At 30.7% G+C, this 25,466-nt stretch carries 22 protein-coding genes and 1 pseudogene; 3 read left to right on the top strand and 20 right to left on the bottom strand.

Annotation, left to right across the window (positions count from 1 at the left end):
- Positions 1-147: 147 nt before the first annotated feature.
- From AC13CQ_RS14515 to AC13CQ_RS14500, 4 genes are all read right to left on the bottom strand, one after another.
- Positions 148-1,608, bottom strand: a complete 1,461-nt coding sequence (locus tag AC13CQ_RS14515; protein WP_335588515.1) for a lipopolysaccharide biosynthesis protein — start codon at positions 1,606-1,608, stop codon at positions 148-150.
- A 4-nt stretch (positions 1,609-1,612) separates the two neighbouring features.
- Positions 1,613-2,884 (bottom strand): glycosyltransferase family 4 protein, encoded by a 1,272-nt coding sequence (locus AC13CQ_RS14510; RefSeq protein WP_474506609.1) that lies wholly within the window; start codon positions 2,882-2,884, stop codon positions 1,613-1,615.
- Between the two features lie 201 nt (positions 2,885-3,085).
- Positions 3,086-5,539 (bottom strand): YfhO family protein, encoded by a 2,454-nt coding sequence (locus AC13CQ_RS14505; RefSeq protein WP_474507682.1) that lies wholly within the window; start codon positions 5,537-5,539, stop codon positions 3,086-3,088.
- A 15-nt stretch (positions 5,540-5,554) separates the two neighbouring features.
- Positions 5,555-5,824: a DUF4834 family protein gene (locus tag AC13CQ_RS14500; RefSeq protein WP_008614597.1), complete on the bottom strand. Its 270-nt coding sequence runs from the start codon at positions 5,822-5,824 to the stop codon at positions 5,555-5,557.
- Between the two features lie 470 nt (positions 5,825-6,294).
- Between AC13CQ_RS14500 and AC13CQ_RS14495 the strand changes: the two genes are divergently transcribed.
- Together AC13CQ_RS14495 and AC13CQ_RS14490 are read left to right on the top strand one after the other, a co-directional pair.
- A complete protein-coding gene (locus AC13CQ_RS14495; RefSeq protein ID WP_474507665.1) occupies positions 6,295-7,272 on the top strand; it encodes a transporter in 978 nt (325 codons plus the stop codon).
- Positions 7,273-7,275: 3 nt separating this feature from the next.
- Complete coding sequence (locus tag AC13CQ_RS14490) at positions 7,276-8,394, top strand: GTP cyclohydrolase (RefSeq protein ID WP_335589059.1); 1,119 nt, start codon at positions 7,276-7,278, stop codon at positions 8,392-8,394.
- A 216-nt stretch (positions 8,395-8,610) separates the two neighbouring features.
- Here AC13CQ_RS14490 and AC13CQ_RS14485 read toward each other — a convergent pair whose 3' ends face one another.
- The 5 genes from AC13CQ_RS14485 to AC13CQ_RS14465 form a co-directional block, all read right to left on the bottom strand.
- Positions 8,611-9,699, bottom strand: coding sequence for an AMP-binding protein (locus tag AC13CQ_RS14485; RefSeq protein ID WP_474506612.1), 1,089 nt, complete (start codon positions 9,697-9,699; stop codon positions 8,611-8,613).
- Between the two features lie 62 nt (positions 9,700-9,761).
- Positions 9,762-10,718 carry a CPBP family intramembrane glutamic endopeptidase gene (locus AC13CQ_RS14480; protein WP_335589057.1) on the bottom strand — a complete coding sequence of 319 codons (957 nt, stop codon included), beginning with the start codon at positions 10,716-10,718 and terminating at the stop codon, positions 9,762-9,764.
- 92 nt (positions 10,719-10,810) lie between these two features.
- Positions 10,811-11,857 (bottom strand): o-succinylbenzoate synthase, encoded by a 1,047-nt coding sequence (locus tag AC13CQ_RS14475; protein ID WP_474506614.1) that lies wholly within the window; start codon positions 11,855-11,857, stop codon positions 10,811-10,813.
- A complete protein-coding gene (locus tag AC13CQ_RS14470) occupies positions 11,858-12,535 on the bottom strand; it encodes a metal-dependent hydrolase (RefSeq protein WP_335589055.1) in 678 nt (225 codons plus the stop codon).
- 77 nt (positions 12,536-12,612) lie between these two features.
- On the bottom strand, positions 12,613-14,520 hold the full coding sequence (locus AC13CQ_RS14465) for a tetratricopeptide repeat-containing sensor histidine kinase (RefSeq protein ID WP_474507666.1): 1,908 nt from the start codon (positions 14,518-14,520) through the stop codon (positions 12,613-12,615).
- Between the two features lie 353 nt (positions 14,521-14,873).
- Between AC13CQ_RS14465 and AC13CQ_RS14460 the strand changes: the two are divergent.
- Positions 14,874-15,193, top strand: a pseudogene (locus tag AC13CQ_RS14460) (IS1182 family transposase); the annotation flags it as partial.
- Positions 15,194-15,310: 117 nt separating this feature from the next.
- Here the strand turns inward: AC13CQ_RS14460 and AC13CQ_RS14455 are convergent.
- The 11 genes from AC13CQ_RS14455 to AC13CQ_RS14405 all read right to left on the bottom strand — a co-directional run bounded on the left by AC13CQ_RS14455 (position 15,311) and on the right by AC13CQ_RS14405 (position 25,465).
- The gene (locus AC13CQ_RS14455) at positions 15,311-15,613 is read right to left on the bottom strand and encodes a hypothetical protein (RefSeq protein ID WP_474506616.1); all 303 of its coding nucleotides are present in this window, start codon (positions 15,611-15,613) and stop codon (positions 15,311-15,313) included.
- Positions 15,614-15,786: 173 nt separating this feature from the next.
- Positions 15,787-16,377 carry a hypothetical protein gene (locus tag AC13CQ_RS14450; protein WP_474507667.1) on the bottom strand — a complete coding sequence of 197 codons (591 nt, stop codon included), beginning with the start codon at positions 16,375-16,377 and terminating at the stop codon, positions 15,787-15,789.
- Positions 16,378-16,921: 544 nt separating this feature from the next.
- Positions 16,922-17,677: a LytR/AlgR family response regulator transcription factor gene (locus AC13CQ_RS14445; protein ID WP_337900571.1), complete on the bottom strand. Its 756-nt coding sequence runs from the start codon at positions 17,675-17,677 to the stop codon at positions 16,922-16,924.
- 30 nt (positions 17,678-17,707) lie between these two features.
- Positions 17,708-18,616: a 1,4-dihydroxy-2-naphthoate octaprenyltransferase gene (gene menA, locus AC13CQ_RS14440; RefSeq protein WP_008614580.1), complete on the bottom strand. Its 909-nt coding sequence runs from the start codon at positions 18,614-18,616 to the stop codon at positions 17,708-17,710.
- Positions 18,617-18,624: 8 nt separating this feature from the next.
- Positions 18,625-19,239 carry an SPOR domain-containing protein gene (locus tag AC13CQ_RS14435; protein ID WP_008614566.1) on the bottom strand — a complete coding sequence of 205 codons (615 nt, stop codon included), beginning with the start codon at positions 19,237-19,239 and terminating at the stop codon, positions 18,625-18,627.
- Positions 19,240-19,278: 39 nt separating this feature from the next.
- On the bottom strand, positions 19,279-20,121 hold the full coding sequence (locus tag AC13CQ_RS14430; protein ID WP_008614564.1) for a 1,4-dihydroxy-2-naphthoyl-CoA synthase: 843 nt from the start codon (positions 20,119-20,121) through the stop codon (positions 19,279-19,281).
- Between the two features lie 172 nt (positions 20,122-20,293).
- Positions 20,294-20,860 (bottom strand): cysteine hydrolase family protein, encoded by a 567-nt coding sequence (locus AC13CQ_RS14425; protein WP_474506618.1) that lies wholly within the window; start codon positions 20,858-20,860, stop codon positions 20,294-20,296.
- A gap of 54 nt (positions 20,861-20,914) precedes the next feature.
- Complete coding sequence (locus AC13CQ_RS14420; RefSeq protein WP_008614562.1) at positions 20,915-21,745, bottom strand: CvfB family protein; 831 nt, start codon at positions 21,743-21,745, stop codon at positions 20,915-20,917.
- 311 nt (positions 21,746-22,056) lie between these two features.
- On the bottom strand, positions 22,057-22,395 hold the full coding sequence (locus tag AC13CQ_RS14415; protein WP_337900564.1) for a DUF2853 family protein: 339 nt from the start codon (positions 22,393-22,395) through the stop codon (positions 22,057-22,059).
- 38 nt (positions 22,396-22,433) lie between these two features.
- The gene (gene menD, locus AC13CQ_RS14410) at positions 22,434-24,206 is read right to left on the bottom strand and encodes a 2-succinyl-5-enolpyruvyl-6-hydroxy-3-cyclohexene-1-carboxylate synthase (RefSeq protein WP_474506619.1); all 1,773 of its coding nucleotides are present in this window, start codon (positions 24,204-24,206) and stop codon (positions 22,434-22,436) included.
- 194 nt (positions 24,207-24,400) lie between these two features.
- Positions 24,401-25,465: a chorismate-binding protein gene (locus AC13CQ_RS14405; protein ID WP_474506620.1), complete on the bottom strand. Its 1,065-nt coding sequence runs from the start codon at positions 25,463-25,465 to the stop codon at positions 24,401-24,403.
- Position 25,466 lies beyond the last annotated feature (1 nt).

Genomic DNA, 25,466 nt, shown 5'->3' with positions numbered 1-25,466 from the left:
ATGTTTACGGATTTTTCATTTTTATAGATATTGAATTAACTATTATGAGATAAGTTTTTAAAACGAAATAGTTTTCGCTCATTTCAATACAGAAATACCCTTCAATAAATTCAGAAAAAAATCGTGAGATAAACACTTTATGAGTGATTAATAAAATCGACTTATGTTTTTATCAATAAGTAAATTTATATCTTCGGAAAGCTTTAATTTATATAAGAAAAAAACAAACACAACTCCTATCAAAGTAGACTTTAAAACAATATTAACTATCGGATTAAAGTTAAAATCCCAATAATAAAAGGCTCCTAACAAAGTAACAATCAGTAAAAAAGTTTTAAGGGTATTTTTTGTAAAAGGCTGTAAATGAAGTTTTGCTTTAACAAAATACAATTTAATAGAATTGTAGAGTGTAAATGCTAAAAAAGTAGCAAACGCAGCTCCATTTATTCCAAAAATAGGAATAAAAATAACGTTTAATATTACTGTTAGAACAGCTAATAGAACTCCAAAAAACAATACCATTCGGTAATAATCGGAGTTAAAAATAATAGCATTATTATTCCCTATTAAATTATCAAATAACTTGGCCAAAGAGATCAGAAAAACAACCGTTACTCCTCCACTGTATTGTACTGGCAATAATTTATATAATTCGTTTATATTTAAAATAATCAGTAAAAAAATAAATCCGCCAACAATAAAAAGGTTTATCGAACTCTTTTTATAAAGCACATCCAGCTCTTTAAAGTTTTTAGTATTTAAGAGTTTACTTGTAATTGGATAAGTAATTTGATGCATTGCCCTTGCAGGAACTGCAATTACAATAGCTATAAACACCGCCACATTATAATAAGCAATATTTTCAATATCCTTAAACTGCCCGAGCATTACCTTATCTATATCCAATAAAACTGCGGCAATAGAACCTGTTAGGATTATTAAAAACGAATATTTTAAAACATTTATATAATTAGTTGGTAAGCTAAATACAAAATGAGGTTTTTTAATTATAAAAGCGCTAATTAACATTAAAAACATTCTACTAAAATAAACTCCAATTAAAGAATAGATAAACATTGGAATAGTAAGAATCTCAAAATACACTAAAAAAAGAAGTACCATAACTACTAATCTATGGTAAACTTCTTTCAAAAAATTTCCATAAACACTTTTCATATGTACTTTTGCCCAGGCATAAAAAACCTCAAAATAAGCCATTGAAAAAGCTAATACAAAAATAGTCCAAACATAGGGTTCTACTATTTCATTTGTAGTCGATAAATATTCTACAATCCAATGATAACATAACAATCCAATAATTCCTACAGGAATAATTATTACTAGTGGGAGCAAAAACATAAAACCTGTAAAGGCATTTTGCTCCTGCTCATTTTTGTAGGAAGTATAAAATTTAATTAATGTGTTTTGTACTCCAAAAGCAAGAATAGGCATTACTATATTTGCAGCGGAAAGCAAGTAAGCTACCAATCCATAATAAGCATCTGTAAGGAAATTAGTATAAAGAAAAAGGGTGCTTATGGCACCAATACCAAACCCGATGTAGGTAACTACAGTGTTTTTAAATGTTTGGTTAAATACAATTCCCATATTCTTAAATGATACTTGCTAAATGCTTAGTAAGCGATTTCCGATGATATTTATCTATGTCAACCGAATTTACATACAAATTATCATTTTTATAAGCTTTATAGAACGAAAGTAATGTTTCTTTTAGTTTTTCTTTCTCCGTATAATCAAAGTACACTCCTGCATTAGTTTCTTCTAGAATACGAGCAACATCCCATTGTTTTGGACCCAGAGCTATAATAGGTCGGGTAGCTGCCATGTACTCAAACAATTTTCCAGGAATAATCCCTCTCGTTTTTTCTGCATCAATCTCTATTAAAAGTAAAACCTGAGTAGCCCTTTGCAATTCTATTGCTTTTTGATGTGCTACATATCCTAAAATCGAAAGATTCTCATCAATATTATAAGCTTCTATGGACTCCAAAACCTCTTTACTTACTGCTCCAGCTAATTGCAATTGAAAATCCTTTTTAAAATCTGAATTTTCCTCTAACAACTCCCCTATTACACTCCATAAAACTTTTGGATTTCTGCCAGACAACAAAGACCCTATATGAGATACCGTAAACTTTTTATCTATCTTACTTTTTTTAATTTCGGGAGTTATAAAACCATTTGTAATAACTTCAATAGGCTTAGAACTAATAGTTTCAAACTCAACTTTAGTAGTATAACTGGTAGTTACAATAAGGTCGGCTGAATTGAGCACCTCATGCTCTAATTTTTTATGTTTTTGTTGCGAATTTTTAGTGAGTTTTAAAGCAGAATGATATCCAATATTTGTCCAAGGATCTCTAAAATCGGCTATCCATTTTAGGTCTAATTGCTTTTTAAGCTTCATTCCTATTAAATGTACACTATGTGGTGGCCCAGTAGTTATAATGGTTGTTATATCCTCTTTTTCTAAATATTTTTTTAAGTAGTTTACCGAGGGTTTTACCCAAAAAACACGTGCATCTGGAATGAAAAAATTTCCACGAATCCAAAGTAAAACCTTTTCTGTAAACGATTGTTTTTTATTAGAAATAATCCCCTTACTAATCTGTTTTGTCTTTTTTCCTGAAAAAATTGAAGCAAACTTATAAGGCTCAAAAATAGGCTGCTTTAGTATTGTTACCTCCTTTGGAACTTCTGCTAAAAAAGAAGCATCTTCCATTGGATAATCCGGATTTTCAGGAATATAAACAACAGGTTCTATACCAAATTCAGGCAAAAATTTTACAAAGTTCAACCAACGTTGCACTCCTGGCCCTCCAGCAGGAGGCCAATAATAACATATGATTAAAACTTTTTTCACACGAATATATTCAATTTAAATACCTCATTAAGGGTTTTATTTCCGAAAGCCTGTCCTGAGTTAACCGAAGGGCTCTACGTCTAAATGGATTAAATTATTTCCTTTGAATACCTCATAGACTTGGCTCGAGGTAGTTTATTAATTGATTTTAGATGATTAAGCTAAAAATTAATCCTTCTATGAGGGTTTCATCAATACAAATTAATTTTCTTTTGATGTGCGATTCTTATACTGATAAAAAACACCTCCTAATAGCAACAAAAACAATAAAACATTACTTGCTAGACTAATAGTACTGCCCGTTTTAACAACCTGAGGATCGAATTCAAATACAATGGTATGATTACCAGCAGGTAGTTCTAACGCTCTCAATGCATAATTTACCCGAAACTCTTCAACAAATTGTCCATCTACAGAAACTCTCCAACCGTGCGGATAATACATTTCAGAAAAAACAGCTATTCCTTTATTAGGGTTTGAACTTTTATAAGTTAACATATTAGGCTGATAATCTGTTAAATCAATAGTAGCAGCACTGTCTACAGTAAAAGTATTTTCTGCTATATTATTAAATTTACTTTTATCAAAAAGAGCTGTAGTTTTAACATCCAAATCAGCAAGCCCTTTCATTTCTGCATCTGCATTTTCTACTGCTTTTAATTGATTTACAAACCACGCAGGACCATTTGCATACGGATTATTTGCTGGATATAACTGTCCCTTATCATTAGGTCTAATTATATACTTTACATTAAGCATGTTTAAAACCGATACATTGTTATTTGCTATTTGATATTCAAACAAATCCTGTAAACGCTTTGGCTTAGCAGCATGATAACCTCCTAACGATTTATGATAGAAAGAAGTACTAGCCCCATTTATACTTTCTTGGGTATTAAAAACTCGATAATAACCTGTGTCTTCTAAAATTTGTTTATCAACTTCTGAAGTTTGAAAGGGCTTGTCTAAAACTCTAGCAGAAACAAAGTCTTCGTTGTTTACATATTGTTTGTCAATCCCTACTAAATCTACTAAAAACAAAAGTCCAAAAGCAAGAATAGCATAATTTAATTTTAATTTCTGTTTGATAAACATCCAAATAACCCCAGCAGAAATAGCTACTAAAACAAGAGTTCTAAAGAGGTCTTTTGTATAGAGAGCCATTCGATCTTGTTTAATACTTCCCATCAATTGATTTAATCCCATCTGGTCAAATTGTTGTCGGTAATAAGCATCATTTGCATGCGAAAAATCGAAAGTACCTTTTAATAAAAATAATAAAACAACCGTTCCTCCTGCAATAACCGACGACCATTTCAAAGCATTCAATTTCTGGGTATTATCTACATTATTACTAAGCAACTCTTTCAAACTAAGAATGGCTAAGACTGGAAAGCACAATTCTAAAAGCACCTGTATAGAAGTTATTGCTCTGAATTTATCATATAAAGGAAAATAATCAATCATAGCATTTGTTAAGATGCTAAAATTATGTCCCCATGAGAGAATAAGAGATAAAATGGAGCCCGCTATAAGCCACCATTTTAAATTTCCTTTCAGCAAGAATAAACTCATCAGAAATAAAAAGAAAACAACAGCTCCTACATAAGCAGGACCCGCTGTACCAGGCTGATCTCCCCAATACATCATATGTGCTGCCTGATTTTTTACAAAATCTTGAGCTTGAGCAGGCGGAACTCCTTGCTTTACTAAATATTCATAACTATTAGAATCTTTTCCTAAATCTTCATCATTTCCCCCACCAAGGAGTCGTGGTACAAACAGATTTAAAGATTCAAAAATACCGTAGCTATAACTTGTTATATATTCTTTATCTAATCCACTTGTATTTACCTTAGGAGAACCATCGGGATTGATAGTTAAATCGCTTTTCCCTCTTGTACTCCACTTTGCATATTCCTGAGTAGCCAAAAGGTTCGTTGCATTGGTTGCAATAGCCAAAACTACAGCAACAACAAGAATGCCAACAGTTTTAAAGAAATGAGGAAGTTCTTTCTTTTTAAAGGCATCTATTAAATATACAATTCCAAAAACCAATACTAATAACATTAAATAATATGTCATTTGGAAGTGGTTGGCGTTTATTTCTAAAGCCATTGCAAATGCGGTTACTAAAAAACCTGCTATATATCGTTTTTTAAATGCCAATAATATTCCTGCTAAAACAAATGGAAAATAACCAATAGCATGTGCTTTTGCATTATGACCAACCCCGAGAATTATAATTAAGTAAGTAGAAAATCCAAAAGCCAAGGCTCCAATACCTGCCAATTTCCAATCTACTTTTAACACCAACAGAAGTATGTAAAAACCAATAAAATAAAGGAATAAATAATCTGCAGGACGAGGTAAAAAATGAATCGTTTTATCTAATTTTTTTATATAATTATGAGGATAATTAGCTCCTAATTGATACGTTGGCATTCCTCCAAAAGCACTATTTGTCCAATAAGACTCCTCCCCTGTTTTGTCTTTAAAATCGTTGCGTTCTTTAGACATTCCGATATACTGAACAATATCACTCTGGAAAATTTTCTTTCCTTGCAATACAGGAGAAAAATAAATTAAGGAGGTAAGTATAAAAACTAAAAATACCACAAAATGTGGTAGTATTTTTTTTAATTGGTTAGTCATTAAAATTAAATTTAGTTAGTCAATTTCTTCATATTCGATGTATTCTCCAACTTTTTCTGAAGAATTTTTATCAGAATTAGTAGGTTTTTTATCTATTACTGTTTCTCCTTCTTTGTAATTTGTTTCTTGACGACGTTGATTTTGCTGTTGTCCAAATTGCTGACTAAACTTCTTCTCCATCTTTTTAGATGCGTATTTTATTAGATAAGGTCCAAATAAACGTGAAAGTATTTTGAACCCGTACCAAACAAGAAGTATAATTAAAATTGTTCTTAATAATTGCATTGAATTTCACTTTGAAAATACTTTCAAAAATACAATACATTGAGCGTAAAACAGGATATAAATCCTTAAAAAAATAATAAAATCAGTAAAAAAACAGTTCTATTAAATGATGGATGTAAAATCCTTGAGGAAAAAGATATAATTTTCACGATATTTACATCCCATTTTTACCTTAAAAAATTTATTTTCGTTATAAGTAATACTCTTTTAAAAACATTAATGTCCGAGTAAAAATACAAGACCGCTTCGCTATAAGAAAAAAGAACAAAGACTAAATCTTAACTATCATAAAATATGCAGTTTAAAGAAACAACATTATTGAAAATCCTCTTTTTATTCATTTTTATTAATAGCAGGGGGTCTATTTTGAGGATATCATTTAAACCTTAATATAAGTGGAAGCCGATAAATTCCATTAATTTTTATCGGACAACAATATTTTAAAAACAGAGAACAAACCAAATTTTGATATGAACAAACTTTGCCTTTTTATTGCTATTTTATTTTTATCAGCCCAACAAATTCAAGCTCAATATACAGAAGTAATTAATTCCAATCGCCCAGGAGCCTCCTATAGTGCCTTTGCTGTTGGTAAAAATGTTATTCAGGGTGAAGGTGGCTTATATTATGAAAGACAAGAACATACACTATTGGAAACAGAAGCCAACAGATATGGTATGGATTACGCTATTCGCTATGGCTTTTTGTTTGAACAATTGGAAGTTATATTGGATGGAACTTTTATGAAAGAAAATTTAACCGATTTCTCTACTTCTCCGTCTGTTGATTATACGCGTAGCAATTTTACTAAAAACACTCTTGGATTTAAATATTTAGTATACGACCCCTATAAAGATGCAGAAAAAAATAAACCAAATTTATATAGCTGGAAAGCAAATCACCATGTACAATGGAGAGATTTAATCCCTGCGGTTGCAGTTTATGCTGGTGCAAATTTTAATTTTGGAGATAATCCATTCTATCCAGAAGATCCGCAAATTAGTCCTAAAGTAATGATAGCTACCCAAAACCATTTTACAGCAAATTGGGTATTGGTTATGAATTTTATTTATGACAAATTTACTTCAGACGATCCTTTGTTTAATTATATAATCACCTTAACCCATGCCCTTCCAGACCATAGATATTCTATCTTTGTGGAGCACCAAGGATATAAAAGTGATGCCTATGGGGATGGAATTTTTAGAGGAGGTACTGCTAGACTATTCAGTAAAAACTTACAAGTAGATGCCTCTTTAGGAATTAATATAAAAGACACTCCATCTCGATTTTTTGGTTCTATAGGTGTATCATACCGAATTGATAACCATAGTGATAAACCAAAACAAATAGATAATCTTTCGGACGAAGACAAAGAATTTATCAAAGAAGCTAAGAAAAAACGTAAAAAGAATAATCCTTTCGAGGAAATTGACACTAATGAGTAATTTATGATTGAAGTAAAAGAAGTTACTACTAAAAAGGAATTAGAACAGTTTGTAAAATTTCCTTTTTCACTTTATAAAAAATCTAAAAATTGGGTTCCTCCAATTATAAAAGAAGAGCTTAATAATTTTGATAAAGATCAAAATCCTGCATTCAAAGATGCGAGAGCTTGGTTTTTATTAGCTTATAAAAACAATAAAATTGTTGGTCGTGTTTGTGCCATTATTAATTGGAATGAAGTAAACAATTTAGGAAAAAATAAATTGCGTTTCGGATGGTTTGATGCTATTGAAGATCCAGAAGTTACAGAAGCCTTATTCAATAGGGTTTTTGCTATTGGAAAGGAAAATAATTTAGAATATTGTGAGGGTCCAGCAGGGTTTTCTAATATGGACAAAGCAGGAATGCTTATTGAAGGCTTTGATAGAATTGGGAGTATGACTACCAATTATAACTATGCTTATTATCCTGAATTGATGGAAAAAGTAGGTTTTTCTAAAGAAGTTGATTGGAAAGAGTATGAGATTATTACTCCTGATAAGATTTATGAAAAACTAGCTAAGTTTTCAAATTTAATCATGCAAAAATACAATTTGAAACTTATTGATATTCCCACTACCAAATCTTTACTGCCTCATGCGGAAGCTATTTTTGACTTAATGAATAGATCTCACAAAGATTTAGAGTCTTTTGTTCCTATAAAACCATATCAAATTGAACATTATAAAAACAAGTATCTCAAGTTTTTAGATCCAGATTATGTAAACCTAATTGCCGATGAAAATAATAATTTAGTCGCTTTTTCTGTTATTATGCCCTCTTTTTCTAAAGCTTTACAAAAAGCAAATGGTAAGCTTTTCCCTTTTGGATTTTATCATCTTTTAAAAGCTCAAAAAAAGAACGACAAAGCCACCATGCTTTTAATTGGTGTTGCTCCAGAATATATGAGAAAAGGGTTAACAGCTATAATTTTCCATAAAGTAAATGAGGTTTTTGTAAATAAAGGGATTAAAATTGTAGAAACAAATCCTGAATTAGAAACAAATAATCAAGTACAAGCGCTTTGGAAAGATTACAATCCGCAACTTATAAAGAAATGGCGTACGTATAAAAAAATATTGTAGCAATTTTATTGGTCATTGTTATTGCCTTGATAATAATTAAAAAAATCAACTACCTCGGGGCAAGCCCGCGAGGTAGTTAAAGGAAACAAATTTAACTCATTTCGACGCAGAGTACTTCGGCAAACTCAGTACAGGCTCTGGGGAATTAGACCCTCTATGAGGGATTAAGGCAATAACAATGACTCTTTTATAGAAATCAATTCTAAAAACCTGTTTTTAAGCTCCTAGAGCCTTATATACGCTGGGTTCTCTAATTACTTTCCCGTTTTCAGTCTCTAAAAACTTATCTAAAAAGTAAATAGATTTAGGATGTTCAAATTTCTCTAAATCCCCCACTTTCTTTATTTCTGTTTCCAATTTAGAATCTTCTTTCCCTTCTACAACCATTATTAATTTTTCTCCTAGTTCGGCATCTTCAATTCCGTATACAAAAAACCGTTGTTGAATTATGGGAGCAAGTTTCTTTTCAATCTGTTCAGGAATAAGTTTTACCCCACCAGAGTTTATAATATTATCGTAGCGTCCTTTCCAATCAAATTCATCTGCGCTAATTAACGCTACAATATCATTGGTTACAATAGTTTCTTCAGCAATATAAGGAGCATCAATTACCAAACAATTACGCTTATCTAAGGTAACCTTCACATTTGGAAGTACTTTAAAATGTGCGTTCTCCATAGCTTCAGCAGACCTAAAATTATTAATTTGCTTGGCTGCTATATGCGTAACAGTCTCTGTCATTCCATAGGTCTCATACACCAAAGTGTCTTTATTCTGAACGCTTTCAATAAGTTCCTTTTTTACAGCTGCACCACCAACAATAAGTTGTTTTATATTGTTTAATTTGTCAAGAGAATTATACACCTGTAAAGGAATCATTGCAGAAAAATCATATTCCTTCTCAATTAACGGATGTAATGTTGGCGCTACGAGGTCTATTTCTAAACCGAGAATCATAGCTCTAACAAGCATCATCTTTCCGGCAATATATTCCGCAGGTAGACAATGCAAAGCTGAATCTCCTACAGAGATATTAAAAAAATCTCCAGAAGCTATGGCAGAATTCACCATAAACTGTTTTTGAATTCTGATATGTTTTGGCGTCCCCGTAGAACCAGAAGTACGAACGTATAAATGGTCTTTATTGTTGAGCCAGTCCATTAAAAAATCGCCTATAGATTGCTCATAAGGCTCTCCTTCTTTTACAAAGCTATAAGCTACTTCCTTTAGATCTTCCCGGTCAAAATAAGTTCCGTTAAGTTTAAATCTTAAATGTACTTTATCAAAAGAAGGTGTATTTTCCATTGCTGATGTTATTAATCATTATTCAGCAATAAAATTAAAACGGTTTTAGTTGATAAAAAAGTTTAAAGCGGATTTGTTTCGGATATTTTTTCAACAACCATAGGTGCTGTAATTTTTCCTGTTAATTTTTCTTTCCAATCCGACCATTTATAAACTTTAGAAAATATAAAAAGTAAAGTTGGGAACACCACTAAAACAGGTATATAAATATCCCATCCTAATTCTGGATTAGAAACATCCTTGTATATAGAATGTGTTCTAAACGCTGTCCAATCTGCAGTAACCAGCAAAGCAGTAATTAGATTATTTGCTGCATGAAATCCGAGACTTAGCTCCATTCCATCGTCCATTAAAGTTAAAATTCCTAAAAACAATCCTGTTCCAATATAATATACCATAATCTCATATCCTAATTTAGCTACTTCAGGATTAAAGGCATGCAAACCACCAAAAATAAAAGAAGTTAATAAAAGTGGTGCCCATTTATTTAAAAACAAAGCTCCAAAACCTTGCATCAAATACCCTCTAAAAATATATTCCTCCAAACTGGTTTGAATTGGAATCATAATAATTCCTATCAAAAATAAAATTACAAATGGAACTAGTTTAAAATTGTACTCATAATTTTCTGGAGCTAATTGAATGTCTATTATTACCAAAACAGCTGTAATTCCTGCCCATAATAAAAAAGAAAATTTTACGCGCTTCCAATCTATCTTTTTTCTTGCTGTAGTTAAAGATATGATTGACTGCTCATGAAACTTTTTAACCCATAAAAATAACAAGGGAAGACAAACAGCAAATGGGAGCATTAATAAAAACAAATTTAAATTGGGTTCTAAAACACTTAATAACTTATAACCGTCTCCAGATTCTAATACGCTAACCCCTTCTTTGTAAAGTACCGCTAATACAAATGGAATTTGCATAATCTGACTAACAAAAATTATAACTATAGAGCCTAATAAATACCTCCAAAATTCGTGTTTATATTTAAATACTTGTTCTATATACTTCATCCGTTACTATTTATTATTTTTCAATGGACAACTGTAATGCCCTTAACTATTATATCGGTTGGTTTCTAAATTTATTAATGAGCATTTAAAAATCAAATAGATTTTAAAAGACTCATATCCCAGTTCTTATTTATGTTATAATGTAAAGCCCCATTCTTTACTTCCAAGGCGCTCTCAATATTATTGGTATATAAACTTCCAGTACCCAAACCTTGAGGCATTTTATTTTGTAATGTTGCTGTCCATTGTGCTATGGCATTTAAACCGATATTACTCTCTAAAGCGCTTGTAACCCACCAACCAATATTTAACTCCTGGCATAGCGAAATCCATTCTTGAGAACCTTTAAACCCTCCAACCAAACTTGGCTTTAAAATAATGTATTGTGGCTGTACTGTTTGTAGTAATTCTCTCTTTTTTGTTACAGAAAATACCCCTATTAATTCTTCATCCAAAGCAATTGGCAATTCTGTATGCTTACAAAGCTTAGCCATTTCATGCCAATTCCCTTGTTTTATAGGCTGTTCTATGGAATGCAAGTCTAAAGATGCTAATCTTTCTAGTTTATTTTTAGCTTCATGAGTAGAAAACGCACCATTGGCATCTACTCGTAATTCTATTTCTTTTGCTGAAAAGTTTCTTCGGATAGCTTTTAAAAGCTCAAATTCTGCATCAAAATCTATGGCTCCAATTTTCATTTTAATGCAATCAAAGCCTGCTTCTATTTTATCTTTAATCTGCTCTTTCATGAAGGCCTCTTCTCCCATCCAAATTAATCCATTTATAGGGATTGAAGCTTTTCCTTTAGAAAAATCCGAAGGAAATAATTCAAAAGAATTTTTACTTTCAAAAGATAAAAATGCTTGTTCCACTCCAAATTGAATTGAAGGAAACTCTATAAGCAACTCCCAGAGTTTGTCTTTTCCTAAATGGATATGCTCGCAAACCCATTTCAGCTTCTCTTCATAATCTGATCGATCATCAATACTTAATGAGCGAAGAATTCCACATTCTCCAATACCAAACTTAGTACCATCTTCTATAATTATAAACCAAGTTTCTTTGGTTGTAAGCACGCCTCTTGAAGTTCTACTAGGACGTTTAAATTCTAAAATATACTTTTTGTAAGATACTTTCATTTATAACTCTATACTTTCACCTATTTCAAGAAGCATCAAGTCTTTTCCTGCATTATAAAATTGCTTTTTTGCATTCTCATGGTCTATTTCAATATAACCAAAAGTATCAAAATGGTAGCCTAAAACCTTATCACATTCTACAAAGTTTGATGCATAGATAGCCTCTTCTATTCCCATTGTAAAGTTATCTCCAATTGGTAAAATTGCTAAATCTAATTTTGTAAAAAGCGGAATAAGTTTCATATCCATAGTAAGTCCAGTATCTCCAGCTATATAGATATTTTTATGTTCTCCTTCAATAACAAACCCTCCTGGCTGCCCACCATAAGAACCATCTGCAAACGAAGAAGAGTGTGTTGCATTTACATACTTTACTAGACCAAACTCAAAATCCCAGCTTCCGCCGTGGTTCATAGGATGTGTTTCTATATCCATTTTAGCAAAATGTCCAGCTATTTCTGCATTTGAAATTACAATTGCACCTGTACGTTTAGCTATTCTTTCCACATCTAATGTATGGTCTTGATGCGCATGAGTTACTAAAATATAATCGGCTTTTATGGCTTCTATATCAATATGCGAAGCTTTTTCGTTTCCAGAAATGAATGGGTCTACTAATACATGTACATCTTCTACTTGAATCCCCAAAGCGGCATGCCCGTAAAATGTAATTTTCATAATTCTAAATTTTAAAAGTTCTCAAAAAAGTAATTAAGAAATTATAACTCTTTTTCAGCTTCTAAAATTAAAGAAAATTAATTGAAATTAAACCAAAAACGAACACCTACACCTTCGGTATCTATATTTAAAGAAGAACGAAGTTGATTGGTTAATCTACTTATAAGGTTCATCCCCATTGAACCAGACGCTTTTACATCAAAATTTTCTGGAAGTCCCATTCCATCATCTTTATATTCAAAATGAATTTGAGAGTTCTCTTTTAAAAGATTGATATAAATATTTCCATTTTTATCATTTTGAAAAGCGTATTTAAAAGAATTCGATATTAATTCATTTAAAATCAGTCCAATAGGAATTGCTCTATCCACATCCAATTCGGTTTGTACCGCATTGATATGAAGATTAATTTTATAACCATTCTTTTTGTAAACCGATTGTATACTGGCAGCAAGAGATTCTATATACTCTTGCATTTTAATAACCGAAAGATCCTCGTTTTGATATAATTTCTGATGAATAAGAGCCATTGCTTTTACGCGACTCTTACCTTCTTCCAAGGCATTTATAGCGGCTTTACTTTTAGTGTTTTTGGTTTGAATACTCAACAAACTAGAAACCACTTGAAGGTTGTTTTTAACACGATGATGAATTTCTTTAAGCAGGGAATCCTTTTCTATTAAAGAGTTTTCTATAATTTTCTTTTGATTCTCTATGAGTCGCTTATTTTTAATACTTCTAGCGTACGCTATTATAAGTCCTAATACAGATATAAAACATAATATAAGTGCAGACACACTTAAATAAATTGTTTTCTCCCTTTCTAAAATTTCAGTTTTATTTTTTTCTAAATTAAGACGTTGCTTCTCTATAGTTTCCTTTTGGTTATTCAAATCAAACTGAACTAACAAACTCAAAAGTTGCTTTTTTCTACTGCTATAATCCAGAGAATCTTTTAGTTTAACATACTCTTTAAAAAATAAAGAAGCAGAGTCTGGGTTGCTATCTTTTAAATAAAAATTAGCACGTAATCTATTGTAGTTTACAATATTAGATTTTACTATTTTCTGATCTAAAACAATACTATCCAGATACTTATGAGCAATTTCTAAATTACCTATTTCTAAATAACACTCCGCTAAGGCTTCCCATAAATTTACAATTGTTTTGGAGTACTTTCCTTTATCATGAATTTTACTTGAAGAAATTCCAGCTTCCAAATACGGAATAGCTTCTTCAAATTTATTCTGAAACATTTTACATTTCCCTAAATTACTGTCTATTTTTCCTTTTAAATAAATAGCTTCATTAAATTCTTTTACAGATAAATTTCTATTAACAATTAAGAATTTATTAATCCGATCTCTAGCGGTTTGGATGTTTTTATATGCGGTATAAATAGATCCATCTTTTAACAAATAAGACCCTAAAACATTGTAATATTCTGCCTCATATAATTTGTTGCCAGAACTTTCAAGCTTACTTTGATTTGCTATAATATATTCCATCATAGCCTGCCTGTATAAACCTAATTCTGCATAAACATCATACAATACAATATTCTCCCCTAAACCTTTTAAGGCTCGTCTAGTTTCTAGTTGTTTATCATAAATTTGAAGTTCTCTATAAACTACATCGAGGGTTTTTAGGATTTCTACTTTTATGTGTTTATCAAGCTTTTTTTCTTCGGTATATAGCAATTCTCCTATCAACGCACTTCTGTCGTAATTACCAATATCGTAATACAATTTCATCAGCATTGTTTTATACTTAAAAACTGCGGTAGAATCGCTATTTTTTTCTGCTACATCAATAGCCTCATTTACAGAATCTATCCACTTATAAGCAGAACTTTCTCTATAATGATCCGTTTCTTTAAAAAAATAATCAAAGCGTTCTTGGACAGAATTTATTTTGATGAAATTGTTTAGAGGGTCCTCTTGAGACGTGCTATTGTTTTGCCCAAAAGAAAATAATCCCGACAAAAGCAGTAGCAATAGAAGTGAAAAAACGCTATTTTTAAATTTAAGCCCCAACTTTTTATTGATTTTTTTTCCTATAAACTATAAAAAAGCCTAAACATTATATTTAGGCTTTTAATAATGATATATAATAATAACTCACCAAACAATATTACTATATAATTAACATCTTAACAGCGGGATAAACTTACTATTTATTATACTTAAAAATAAATATTTGTTGTATAAGAATGGTTTTATGTGGTAAAATGATGATGTAGTAAAAAGTGGCTGTATTTTCGAATTAACACAGAACCGGATTTATATTTTCTTATTTTAAAGCATAATTTAAAGATTGAAGGAGTCGTGTACTTTACGATTGCAAGACATGCCCGATAAAACAGCAATGTATTGGTAAGAGTCATGAAAAGCGGATCAATATTACCGCTTACCGCAAAGAATATGAACGCAATTTATGGGACCTAGAAAAGTCAATACCATTGGCATTAAACAAGCCAATAAGTGTATGCAGCTCTCTGCCATTGCCTACAACCTTAAAAAGTATTTAAAGTTCATCCAAAAACATGCTAAAAGTGGAGTGGGAAGCTTAAAAGGCTCATCTTCTTTTTTAAAAGCCCTTCAAAAACATCTTTTATGCTGTTTTAAGTTCCCTAATTTTAACGTACAACTTAATTAGATCGTAAAATAAAAGCTCTTAAAAGGGCTTAAAACTATCTTTTTTTATAGAATTAATGGCTTGTGCAATGGTTACTGGTGTTGTGCGTTCGTTTTTTTATCAAGCATTCTTTTTAATTTATTCGCAAAATCGATTTTGTCTTATTAGCGTTATTACCCAATTCATTCCAAAGAGCCAGGAAAAGAAAATTATTCCAATCCAATAACTCTGAGATATTAATCCGAAAAACAAAGCCATTACAGAAGTAATATAAAACGTTCTGACTACAGAAAAAGAGTATTCAATTTTTTTCAGATTACTATCTAATTTTAAATATCCTTTATCTACAGGAGCCATTAAATGCCATCTTCCTTGTCCGTTAAAAAAGGAATTTTCAAATTCAATTTTCAAATCAGAACGATGGATTTTGTCAATTCTCAATCGAATCAACTCTTTTTCAATTTTGTCAAAGATTTGTCTACTATCAGATTTTGAATTTAGTATTCGTTTATATTTTATATTCAGAAGAAACAATTTTCTTTTTTCGCTTTTATCGCATTTTCCGTGAATGAATGGTTTACATTGTGGGCAACGGTTACTGGTGTTGGCAAACGTTATTTTAACTCTAATGTTTGTAAAATTTCATTTAAATATCCGAGATTATTTCTTTTTTCCATAAGTGTATAAATTTCCTTTTTGTTAAGATCATATCCTCCTGGATTAATCAATTTGGATTGATATAATAATAAATAAATCTTTTCTTTAACGAAAAAATAATATTTTGCAGTAAATTCGTAGCCTTTGAGTTCAGTTTTATTATAATCTTTGAATGATTTTATTAAACTTAGAGAAAAAAATACATCGATATTGTTAATCTTAGTTATTCCGTCTATATCATTTTCTTTAACAAAATCTTCACTTACCATAAAGAATTGTTCTAAACTTGATATATCTGAAATGTCTTTTATATTCTGATCCTTTGGATTAATTCCAGACTCAATTAGTGTTATTTCTTGTGCTATTTCGATCTTATCAACACTTTCAAATTTCACAATTTTTATTTTATTACTTTCATTATCAGATATTTTGAAGTTTTTATCAATTTGGAATTTAAAAATTTCATTATCAATTTCGATAGATTGTGAAAATAGGACGTGTGAAATTGTAAATAGAGAGATAAGAAATAAAAGATTTTTTTTATTCATTTTTTTTAGTTTTAATGTTTGCAAACAACAGAGTAAACTTACTCTTATAATCCAAAAAAGTAAATATTTACTATGTTAAAATAATATTTTGTAGTATAAATAACATTGTTATAAAAAAAAGAGTTTTAAGTAGCTACTTAAAACTCTTTATAATAATCATGAAAAATTCTCTTGGTAACAAACCAATATTTTTATTATCAACAGTACTAACTTATAAGTTAAAATTAGAAACACCCAAATTTTGTTGTGTAAACAAACCTAAGTGTTGTATAAGCTAAATTATATTGTTTATGGAGAAACTAATACTAAAAAAAAGAGTCCTAAAACGATTTAGAACTCTTTTAAAATACTATCATTAATTGGTTGTTATAACAATAGATATTACATAGTCTTGGGGGATATTAATTTAAATTAATATTTGGGGCTCATCAATCTAAATTAATTACAATCCAAATATATACCTCTAATTAAACTCCCACAAATTAATGTTGTAAATACCTCTTTTTATATTGCTAAACCTCTTTTTTATGTTGTAAGAATATGTTTACGAATTCATGTTAGAAAGAATAAACTCTCTAAATTCTTTAGAGATAGGAATATTTTTTCCATTTATTAAAATGTCTTTTGTATTAATAGCTTCAATCTGATCAATGTTAACTATATAAGATTTATGAGCTCTATAAAACTGTTTTGAAGGTAATTTCTCTAAATAATCTTTTAAAGCAGATCTTACTAAAAATGTTTTATCTTCAGTATAAACCTCTAAATACACATTATCCGCTTTTACATACTGAATCTCATCAAAAGGGATTCTGTAATAATGTTGGTTCTTTTTTACAAAAATAGAATTACGCAACACCGAATTAGAAACAAGCTTTCCATCTGCTTCTTCAGTGGTTTCTTTTGCTAAAGACACCGTGTCATTATTAAAGTTTGAAAGGGCTATTTCTATAGAAGTAAATAGATCTTGCTGTTCAAATGGTTTTACAAGATACCCATTAGGCTTTACACTTTTAGCATTTTCTACAGTTGCTTTGTCGGAGTTAGAGGTTACAAAAATAAAAGGAATGTTATAATTTTCTCGAATGTGTCTTCCTAAATCTATTCCTGTTTTTTTTGATGCTAAGACAATATCTACTAAAGCTAAATCGATATCTAAAGTAGCTAGCGCATTTGCTGCTCCTTCGTAATCCACAACATTCGCTACTATATTATAGCCAATATCTTCAAGCATGGATTGCATATCGTCCGCAATAATAACATTATCCTCAACGATAAGAATTTTAATAAGTTGGTCCAAAATTTTTTGCTGTTAAAAATCAGTTTAAAACTACAAAAAAATATTATAACTAAGCAAAAACAATATAGCAAATAGGAAAGTACTCAAGGCTAGTTTCTTTAATTCTGGATCTAATGTTACAGAGGCTTTATTAAGAAAAACACGTTTTAAGTGTAAACTAATTGGTATATAGGATATTAAAAAAAGTAAATTAATAGGCGATGTATAATTTAATCCTACATATAATAGTCCGGTAATCATTGCGGTAATTAGCAGTACAAAATGATATTTTTTCGCTCTTTCTAAGCCTATTTTTACTACAAGAGTATTTTTATTGGATTTTTTATCACTGTTAATATCTCTCATATTATTGAGATTAAGCACCCCAACACTTAAAAATCCTATACTAATAGCAGGTAATAATACTTCAAAATGTAACTCTTTAGTATATAAAAAATAAGATCCTAAAACGCTTACCAATCCAAAAAAGATAAAAACAAAAACATCTCCCAAACCATTATAACCATAAGCAGACTTTCCAACAGTATATTTTATTGCTGCTATAACCGCAGCTATTCCGAGGAAAAAGAAGAAAAAGGAATAAGAAAGATTATCTCCTCTAAAAGATAAATATATAAGGGTTATTGCAGAAAACAAAGTAAGTATTGTGGTTACAATCATAGCTCGTAACATTTCTTTATCAGAAATAATACCACTCTGAATTGCCCTCATCGGCCCTACTCTTTCTAAATTATCGGTACCTTTTACACCGTCTCCATAGTCGTTTGCAAAGTTTGATAATACTTGCAAGCCAACAGTTGTTATTAAAGCAAAAATTAAAATAGTATAATTAAAAAATCCTTCTGAGAAAGCAATTGCAGAACCAACAATAATTCCAGAAAGAGATAAAGGCAACGTACGTAATCGGGCTGCCGATAGTAGAGTTTTAGCTTTTGTCATGTATATTTTTATAAGGCTTCTTCTATTTTTAAGCGCTTGCCATTTTGATAAGAAGCTACAAATGCATCCTGAAATCCAAGTGCTATTAATTCCTTTCTAAATATTTTTGCATCTTCTAAAGAAGTAAAATTACCTAAAGAATACTTGTTAAAATCTTTGTCTTTATACTGACTAATATTTCTTAATTCCTTAGAATATAAAGAGAGGTCTTTGTTTTCTAATGCAGCTACTTGAACAGCATAAATTACTTCAGAGTTTAAATCTCGGTAATCTAAAGTATCTAATGCTGAAGGTGAAGGAAGATTATTCAAAGTAGTTTCTAAAGATGAAATTTGCTGCTGATACTCGCTTAATTCGCTTTCATTGATTAATAACTTATTTTCTGATTGAAGAAATTCATCACTAACATATAAAGAAGGTTTCGCTATATACAAAACTACACCAAATAATAGAAGTAATCCGAGTGATATTGAACTCCACTTAAACATATTTTTGGCACGATAAAGTCTCTCCTTCTCTGCTCTATTTTTGCGTAACTCCTCTAAAAGTCGCGCTTCTGTTATTTCTTTAGACTCGATTGTCTTATGCAAGTTAACTAAATGATTTTCGTCTATGTAAGGCATATTCGATTGTTTGTTTTTAATTAAACATTTATGCTCTTGCTAAGGAATCCATTTTATATCTTTAAAATTAGGTTTTCTCTTTTCTAAAAACGCATTTCTACCTTCTTTGGCTTCTTCCGTCATATAAGCCAATCTAGTAGCTTCCCCTGCAAAAACTTGTTGTCCAACCATTCCATCGTCTGTTAAATTCATTGCAAATTTCAACATTTTAATAGAAGTTGGCGATTTTTCTAATATTTCTTGCGCCCATTGATAGGCGGTCGCTTCTAATTCTTCGTGTGGAATAACTGCATTTACCATTCCCATTTCAAAAGCTTCTTGGGCTGAATAATTTCTTCCTAAGAAAAATATCTCTCTCGCTTTTTTCTGTCCCACCATTTTAGCTAAATACGCAGATCCGTATCCGCCATCAAAGCTGGTAACATCGGCATCTGTTTGCTTAAAAATAGCGTGTTCTTTACTTGCTAGTGTCATATCACAAACAACATGCAAACTATGTCCGCCACCAACAGCCCATCCTGGAACAACTGCTATTACCACTTTAGGCATAAAACGAATTAATCGTTGTACTTCTAAAATATTAAGTCGGTGCATTCCATCTTCTCCCACATATCCTTGCTCTCCTCTAGCCTTTTGGTCGCCACCGCTACAGAAAGAATACACTCCATCTTTTGTTGAGGGTCCTTCAGCAGAAAGTAAGACTACACCTATACTTGTATCTTCTTGTGCATCATAAAATGCTTGATACAACTCACTTGTTGTTTTTGGTCGGAATGCATTTCTAACATTCGGACGGTTAAAAGCAATACGTGCAACACCATTTGCTTTTTTATAAGTTATATCTTCAAATTCCTTGGCAGTTTTCCACTGTGGTGAACTCATTCTAATTTTATTTTTTTCAAAAGTAAAAGATATACTTTTTAATATTAAATTATTTTAAAGGTTTTTTATAGCTCCCATAGGCTATTTTTAAATCTAAAATCGGTTAAATAAGTTCTAAACCACTGAACTAACTTAACAGAATTTATGAAAAAACAAAATTATGCAAAGGTTATTATACTTTATCCATCAATTGTTTATAACTCAAAACCGTTGCAAATTCATCATTTAAATTAGCAAGGGTTGTTAAATGGATGATCTCTGCATCATATTTCTCTCCATTTATTCCCACCCTATCAAAGGCTGCTGTAGCGTCAGAAATTAGATAAGTTTCAAATCCGAAATTTCCTGCCATTCGAGTAGTAGTAGAAACACAGTGGTTGGTAGTAATTCCAACAATAACCAAAGTATTTACACCCAAAACTTCCAATTCTTTTTTTAAATTAGTTCCTATAAAGGCGCTATTTACGTTTTTTGTTATTACAGGTTCTCCTGTTAACGGCGTAACATTTTTATTAAACTGAAATCCTTCATTGTTTACATTTAATTTAGATTCTGGATTTGTAGAACTGTGTCTAATGTGAAAAATTGGCAACTCTAACTCCCGCCATTTACTTAAAATTTTACCACAAATAAGCTCAGCATCTTTATTATTTCTATTTCCTCCCCAATATTCGTCGTCTAAAAAAGCATTTTGAACATCTATTAAAATTAATGCTGGTTTTTTATCTCTTAATTTCATTTAAAACTTAACTACGTTAATAAGAATTGATTTTTTATTTAAGATGAAAGGAAACTAAATAAGCTTAATTCCGTCTTCCTGAATAAGAATGCGTTTATCTTTGTATAAAGAACCAATTGCCTTTTTGAAGCTTTTTTTACTCATTCCTAGTATTGCTTTTACATCCTCAGGATCACTTTTATCATGAAGCCCTAAAAAGCCATTATTTTTACTTAAAGCATCCAACACTTTTTGAGAAGAAGGCTCTATATTTTTATAACCAATAGGCTGTAAACTAACATCTATTTTATTATCTGGTCTTATTTTCTTTATATATCCTTTGAGGTTTTGACCCAGTTTTAAATCGTTATATATTTCATCATTATAAACTAAACCTTTATGCTTTTCGTTGATAATAACCTCTACCCCTAACTCGGTAAAACGGGAAACTATGAGCGCTACTTCTTCATAAAGCTCAACCGATAATTCTTCATTATTAATATATTGATTGGTTTTACTAGATGCTACCATCCTATTAGATTCATCATCTAAAAAAGCATACACCAAATATCGTTTTCCTTCTTCCATTGGGCGCGCTTGTTCTTTATAAGGAACAAATAAATGTTTCTCTAACCCCCAGTCTAAAAAAGCACCAATTTTATTTACTTCTATAGCTTTTAGCAACGCAAATTTATTACGGGTTATTTTAGGAATTAGGGTAGTTGCAATAGGTCTTTCTTCATGGTCTAAATAACAAAATACAGCTAGCGTGTCGCCAATTTCATATTCCTGAGGCACATATTTATTGGGTAATAAAATATCGTTCCCTTCTTCATCCCCCAAAAAAAGTCCAACAGATGTTTCTCTTAATATTTCTAGTGTATTGTATTCGCCTATTTGTATCATCTAACTTTAAAATTTCTATAACTTCTGCAAAGGAAGTTATTTAATTTGAACAATTTAAATATTATACCAGTTATTGATTGAATTTACCGTAAAATAAAATGATGATTTTTTTATTTATATAAATCAGAAAATAAAGCCTAGCCTTGGCTACGGACTCTTTTTATCTTGAAATAAAAGGAAAAGCACATTTTATTTCAGTAAATTGAATTGGAAAATGGTATTAGCATAAAATATACTGTACCTTTCAAAAAAGAACACATAAAAAAAGGCATCAAAAATGATACCTTTTGTATATAAAATTTATTTATAATCTAATATGCTGATTCTTTTTTGAAGTGCTTAACCAATAAATAATAAACTACTGCTCTGTATTTATTACGATTAGATCTTCCGTATTTTTCTATCACGGAATCAATAGCACCATCTAAATCTTCCGAAGCAGAAAGACCAAGTTTCTTAATTAAAAAATTGTTTTTAATAGTTTCTAGTTCCTTTTGATCGGTTCCCGATACCATTGAAGCATCTGCATTATACACTGAAGGACCTAAACCGATAACTACTTTTGTAAGTAAATCTTTATCTGCTGTTACCCCACATTTATCTTTTAGATCTGCTTCGTATTTTTCAATTAATTCGTCTCTTTTACTCATGATTATTTTTTTAAATTAAATAAGTTGTCTTAAAATTATTAATTTTTATTCAAAAAACTAAAATAATTGAGTAAAATTTCATCATTAATTTTTCTTGGCGTAAATACTTCTAGTAATGATGGATTAGCGCTACTTTTATAAAATTCTTGTAATGCTTCTACTAATGTTTCTTCTGAATCTACCGACTGATAATTAATTCCATACGTACTACAAATCCCTCTTGCGTTAAGCTGGTGTGTAGTCTCAAAATAGTCATCAAAATTCTTAGAATCTTTGTCTCCAGGAAGGATTCTAAAGATGCCTCCTCCTCCATTATTTATAACAATTATTCTAAACTTACTATTGATATAATTATTCCAAAGCGCATTAGAATCGTAAAAAAAGCTCAAATCTCCTGTAATAAAAACTACTGGGTTTTCTGAAACTACAGAAGCCCCAACAGCAGTGCTCGTACTTCCATCAATACCACTGGTACCTCTATTGCAGAAAACCTTTAAAGATTCGTTTAGCTGAAATAATTGTGCATACCTAATTGTAGAACTATTACTTAATTGCAATTGATAATTTTCTGGAATAGTTTTTAAAATCCGCTCGTAAGCCTTAAAATCTGAAAACGGAATCTGAACCACATATTCTTTGTGCAACTTGCTTCTATTGGCTTTAACCGACAACCAATAAGGCTGAAAATCGCTTTTCTGTATTTTTATTCCTTCAGAAAAAACTTTCAAAAATTTGTTTGGAGTAGTTTTAAAATGTTGATTTAAACAGTAAAAAGTATCGTATGCCTTTTTGGAATCTATATGCCAATGATGCTTTGGTTGATACTTTCTTAAAAATGCTTTTATTTTTTTTGAGATTACCATCCCTCCAAAAGTTAACAATACATCGGGTTGTAACTTCTTAAAATAACTATCTGCATCTTCTAATTTCTCAATCGGTGCAATAATTTTATCGATATTCGAAAAGAAATTTGAATGATTTAAATTCGAAGTTGTCTCTGTAAAAACCACCACAGATTCATCCGTAGCTAATAATTCTAATATCTCTGTATCTAAGGTGTTTGGAGGGTTCACTCCTACTAAAATCATTTTACGGGCTGCGCCATTCCAAATATCTACAAAAGCTTGTAAGGTTTCTTTAGAATACGATTTTTCTGTATTCTGAAATGGAATATTCTTAGGAGAAACAAATTGCTCATCTACTTTTGAGTAAAGTGGTTCTTCAAAAGGAATATTAATATGTACGGGACCATTTTCTTCAAAAGATGTATTTAAGGCAGTATTAATTTCTTTTTCATTAAACTCTTGAACTCCTTGTTGCAACGCAATCGGATTAATTAATTTATCCAGTTTAGAAGGATTCTTACCATCGCCTAAAACTTTTAAATCTTCCCCACGTATGTCTTGTTTTAAATTTGCCGAGTATAAAATATGCCTCGCATATACATTGTCTTGTCTAATAGTTTGCCCATCTCCAATATCTATACGGTAGGAAGGTCTATCGGCAGAAAGTATTACTAACGGAATATCGCTATAAAAAGCTTCAGCAATGGCAGGGTAATAATTCAATAATGCCGAGCCAGAAGTACATACTAAAGCGGTAGGTTTTTTTAATTGCTGTGCAATTCCAAGTGCAAAAAAAGCTGCACTTCGCTCATCTACAACGCTATAGGTGTTAAAGTAATTATCTTCTGTAAAACTTATAGTTAAAGGTGCATTTCTGCTCCCTGGAGAAATTATAATATGTTCAATTCCTTTGGCTTTACACAAAGCTGTAACAGTTTGTGCTAAGGGGATGTTGGAATACTTCATTAAATAATAAATAGTGTGATTTCTAACTACACAAAAGTACTCAAATTAGTCTGTTTTTTAATCGATAATCGAGATTTTAATGTTCTAAAGCGTGTCCTAAGCTCTCCTAAAGGATTGCTTCAAAATGTTTTTTTGTTTTTCATTCTAACACCTAATGGGCTTGCTTCAAAATAGTTTACTAAAAATTCCCTGTTTTATTTTGTAAGTACATCTAACATAGTTTTTGTTTTATTCTCGGTTTCGTCCCACTCTAACGTAGCGTTAGAATCTTTTGTAATTCCGCCACCTACATACAAAGCAAGCTTTTTGTTTTCCACATATTGCATACAGCGTAAATTAACAAAAAGTTCGGTTTTCTCATTTTCAAAATTCAACGCTCCCAAAAAACCAGTGTAAAATTCTCTGTTATAACCTTCGTTTTTTATAATGAAATCTTTAGCTGCTTTCATTGGCAAACCACATACAGCAGGCGTAGGATGCAAACTAGAAACAAAATCTTTAATTGATGCATTTTCTATCTGCCCTTTAATAGCTGTTTTTAAATGAAGTAAACTTCCTGCTTTTACTGTCTGTACTTCAGAAACATCTATAGCAGAAGCAATAGGTTTTATATTTTCTATAATTGATGAAGTTACCAAAGCTTGCTCTTCCTTCTCTTTTTCTCCCCATAAAACATTGATTGAACCCTCATATTTTTGAGTTCCTGCCAAAGCCATGGTTTCAAATTCTTTATTGTTTAATGTTAATAAAGTTTCGGGAGTAGCTCCTACCCAAAGACCAACTTTTGGATGATACCATACATAACAAAAAGCCTGTGGGTATTTATAGACTAGCTTTTTAAAGATTGAAACAAAATCAAAATCCTCTATTAATACTTCTTTTTTTCTCGAAATAACAATCTTTTTAATCTCCGAGTTTTTAATCTCATTAATTGTTTTTTCAACTAAATGAATATGGTTTTCTTTTTCTGAAGGATAACTTATATTTTTTATTGAAAAAACATTTTTAGAAGTAACTTCTTTATAACATTCTATACTTTCAGAATGATTTAAAGGAATTAAAATAGCTTCCTTCTCTACATCAAATGGGGCAAAAACAAATCCTGATTCTTTATAATTAACAGTATTATAAACATCATCGTTTTTTTGCAATAACCCACTTATTCTATTAGAATTAGGCTTGTTATAAATTACAAAAGGAAGTTTTGTATTGAAGTGTTCTAAAACTTTATTATAAAAAGATTCCGAAGAGACTTTCATT

The organism is Galbibacter sp. L-19 (genome assembly GCF_056857615.1).
The sequence above is the reverse complement of the archived record's forward strand: the minus strand, read 5'-3'. Positions and strand labels throughout refer to the sequence as shown.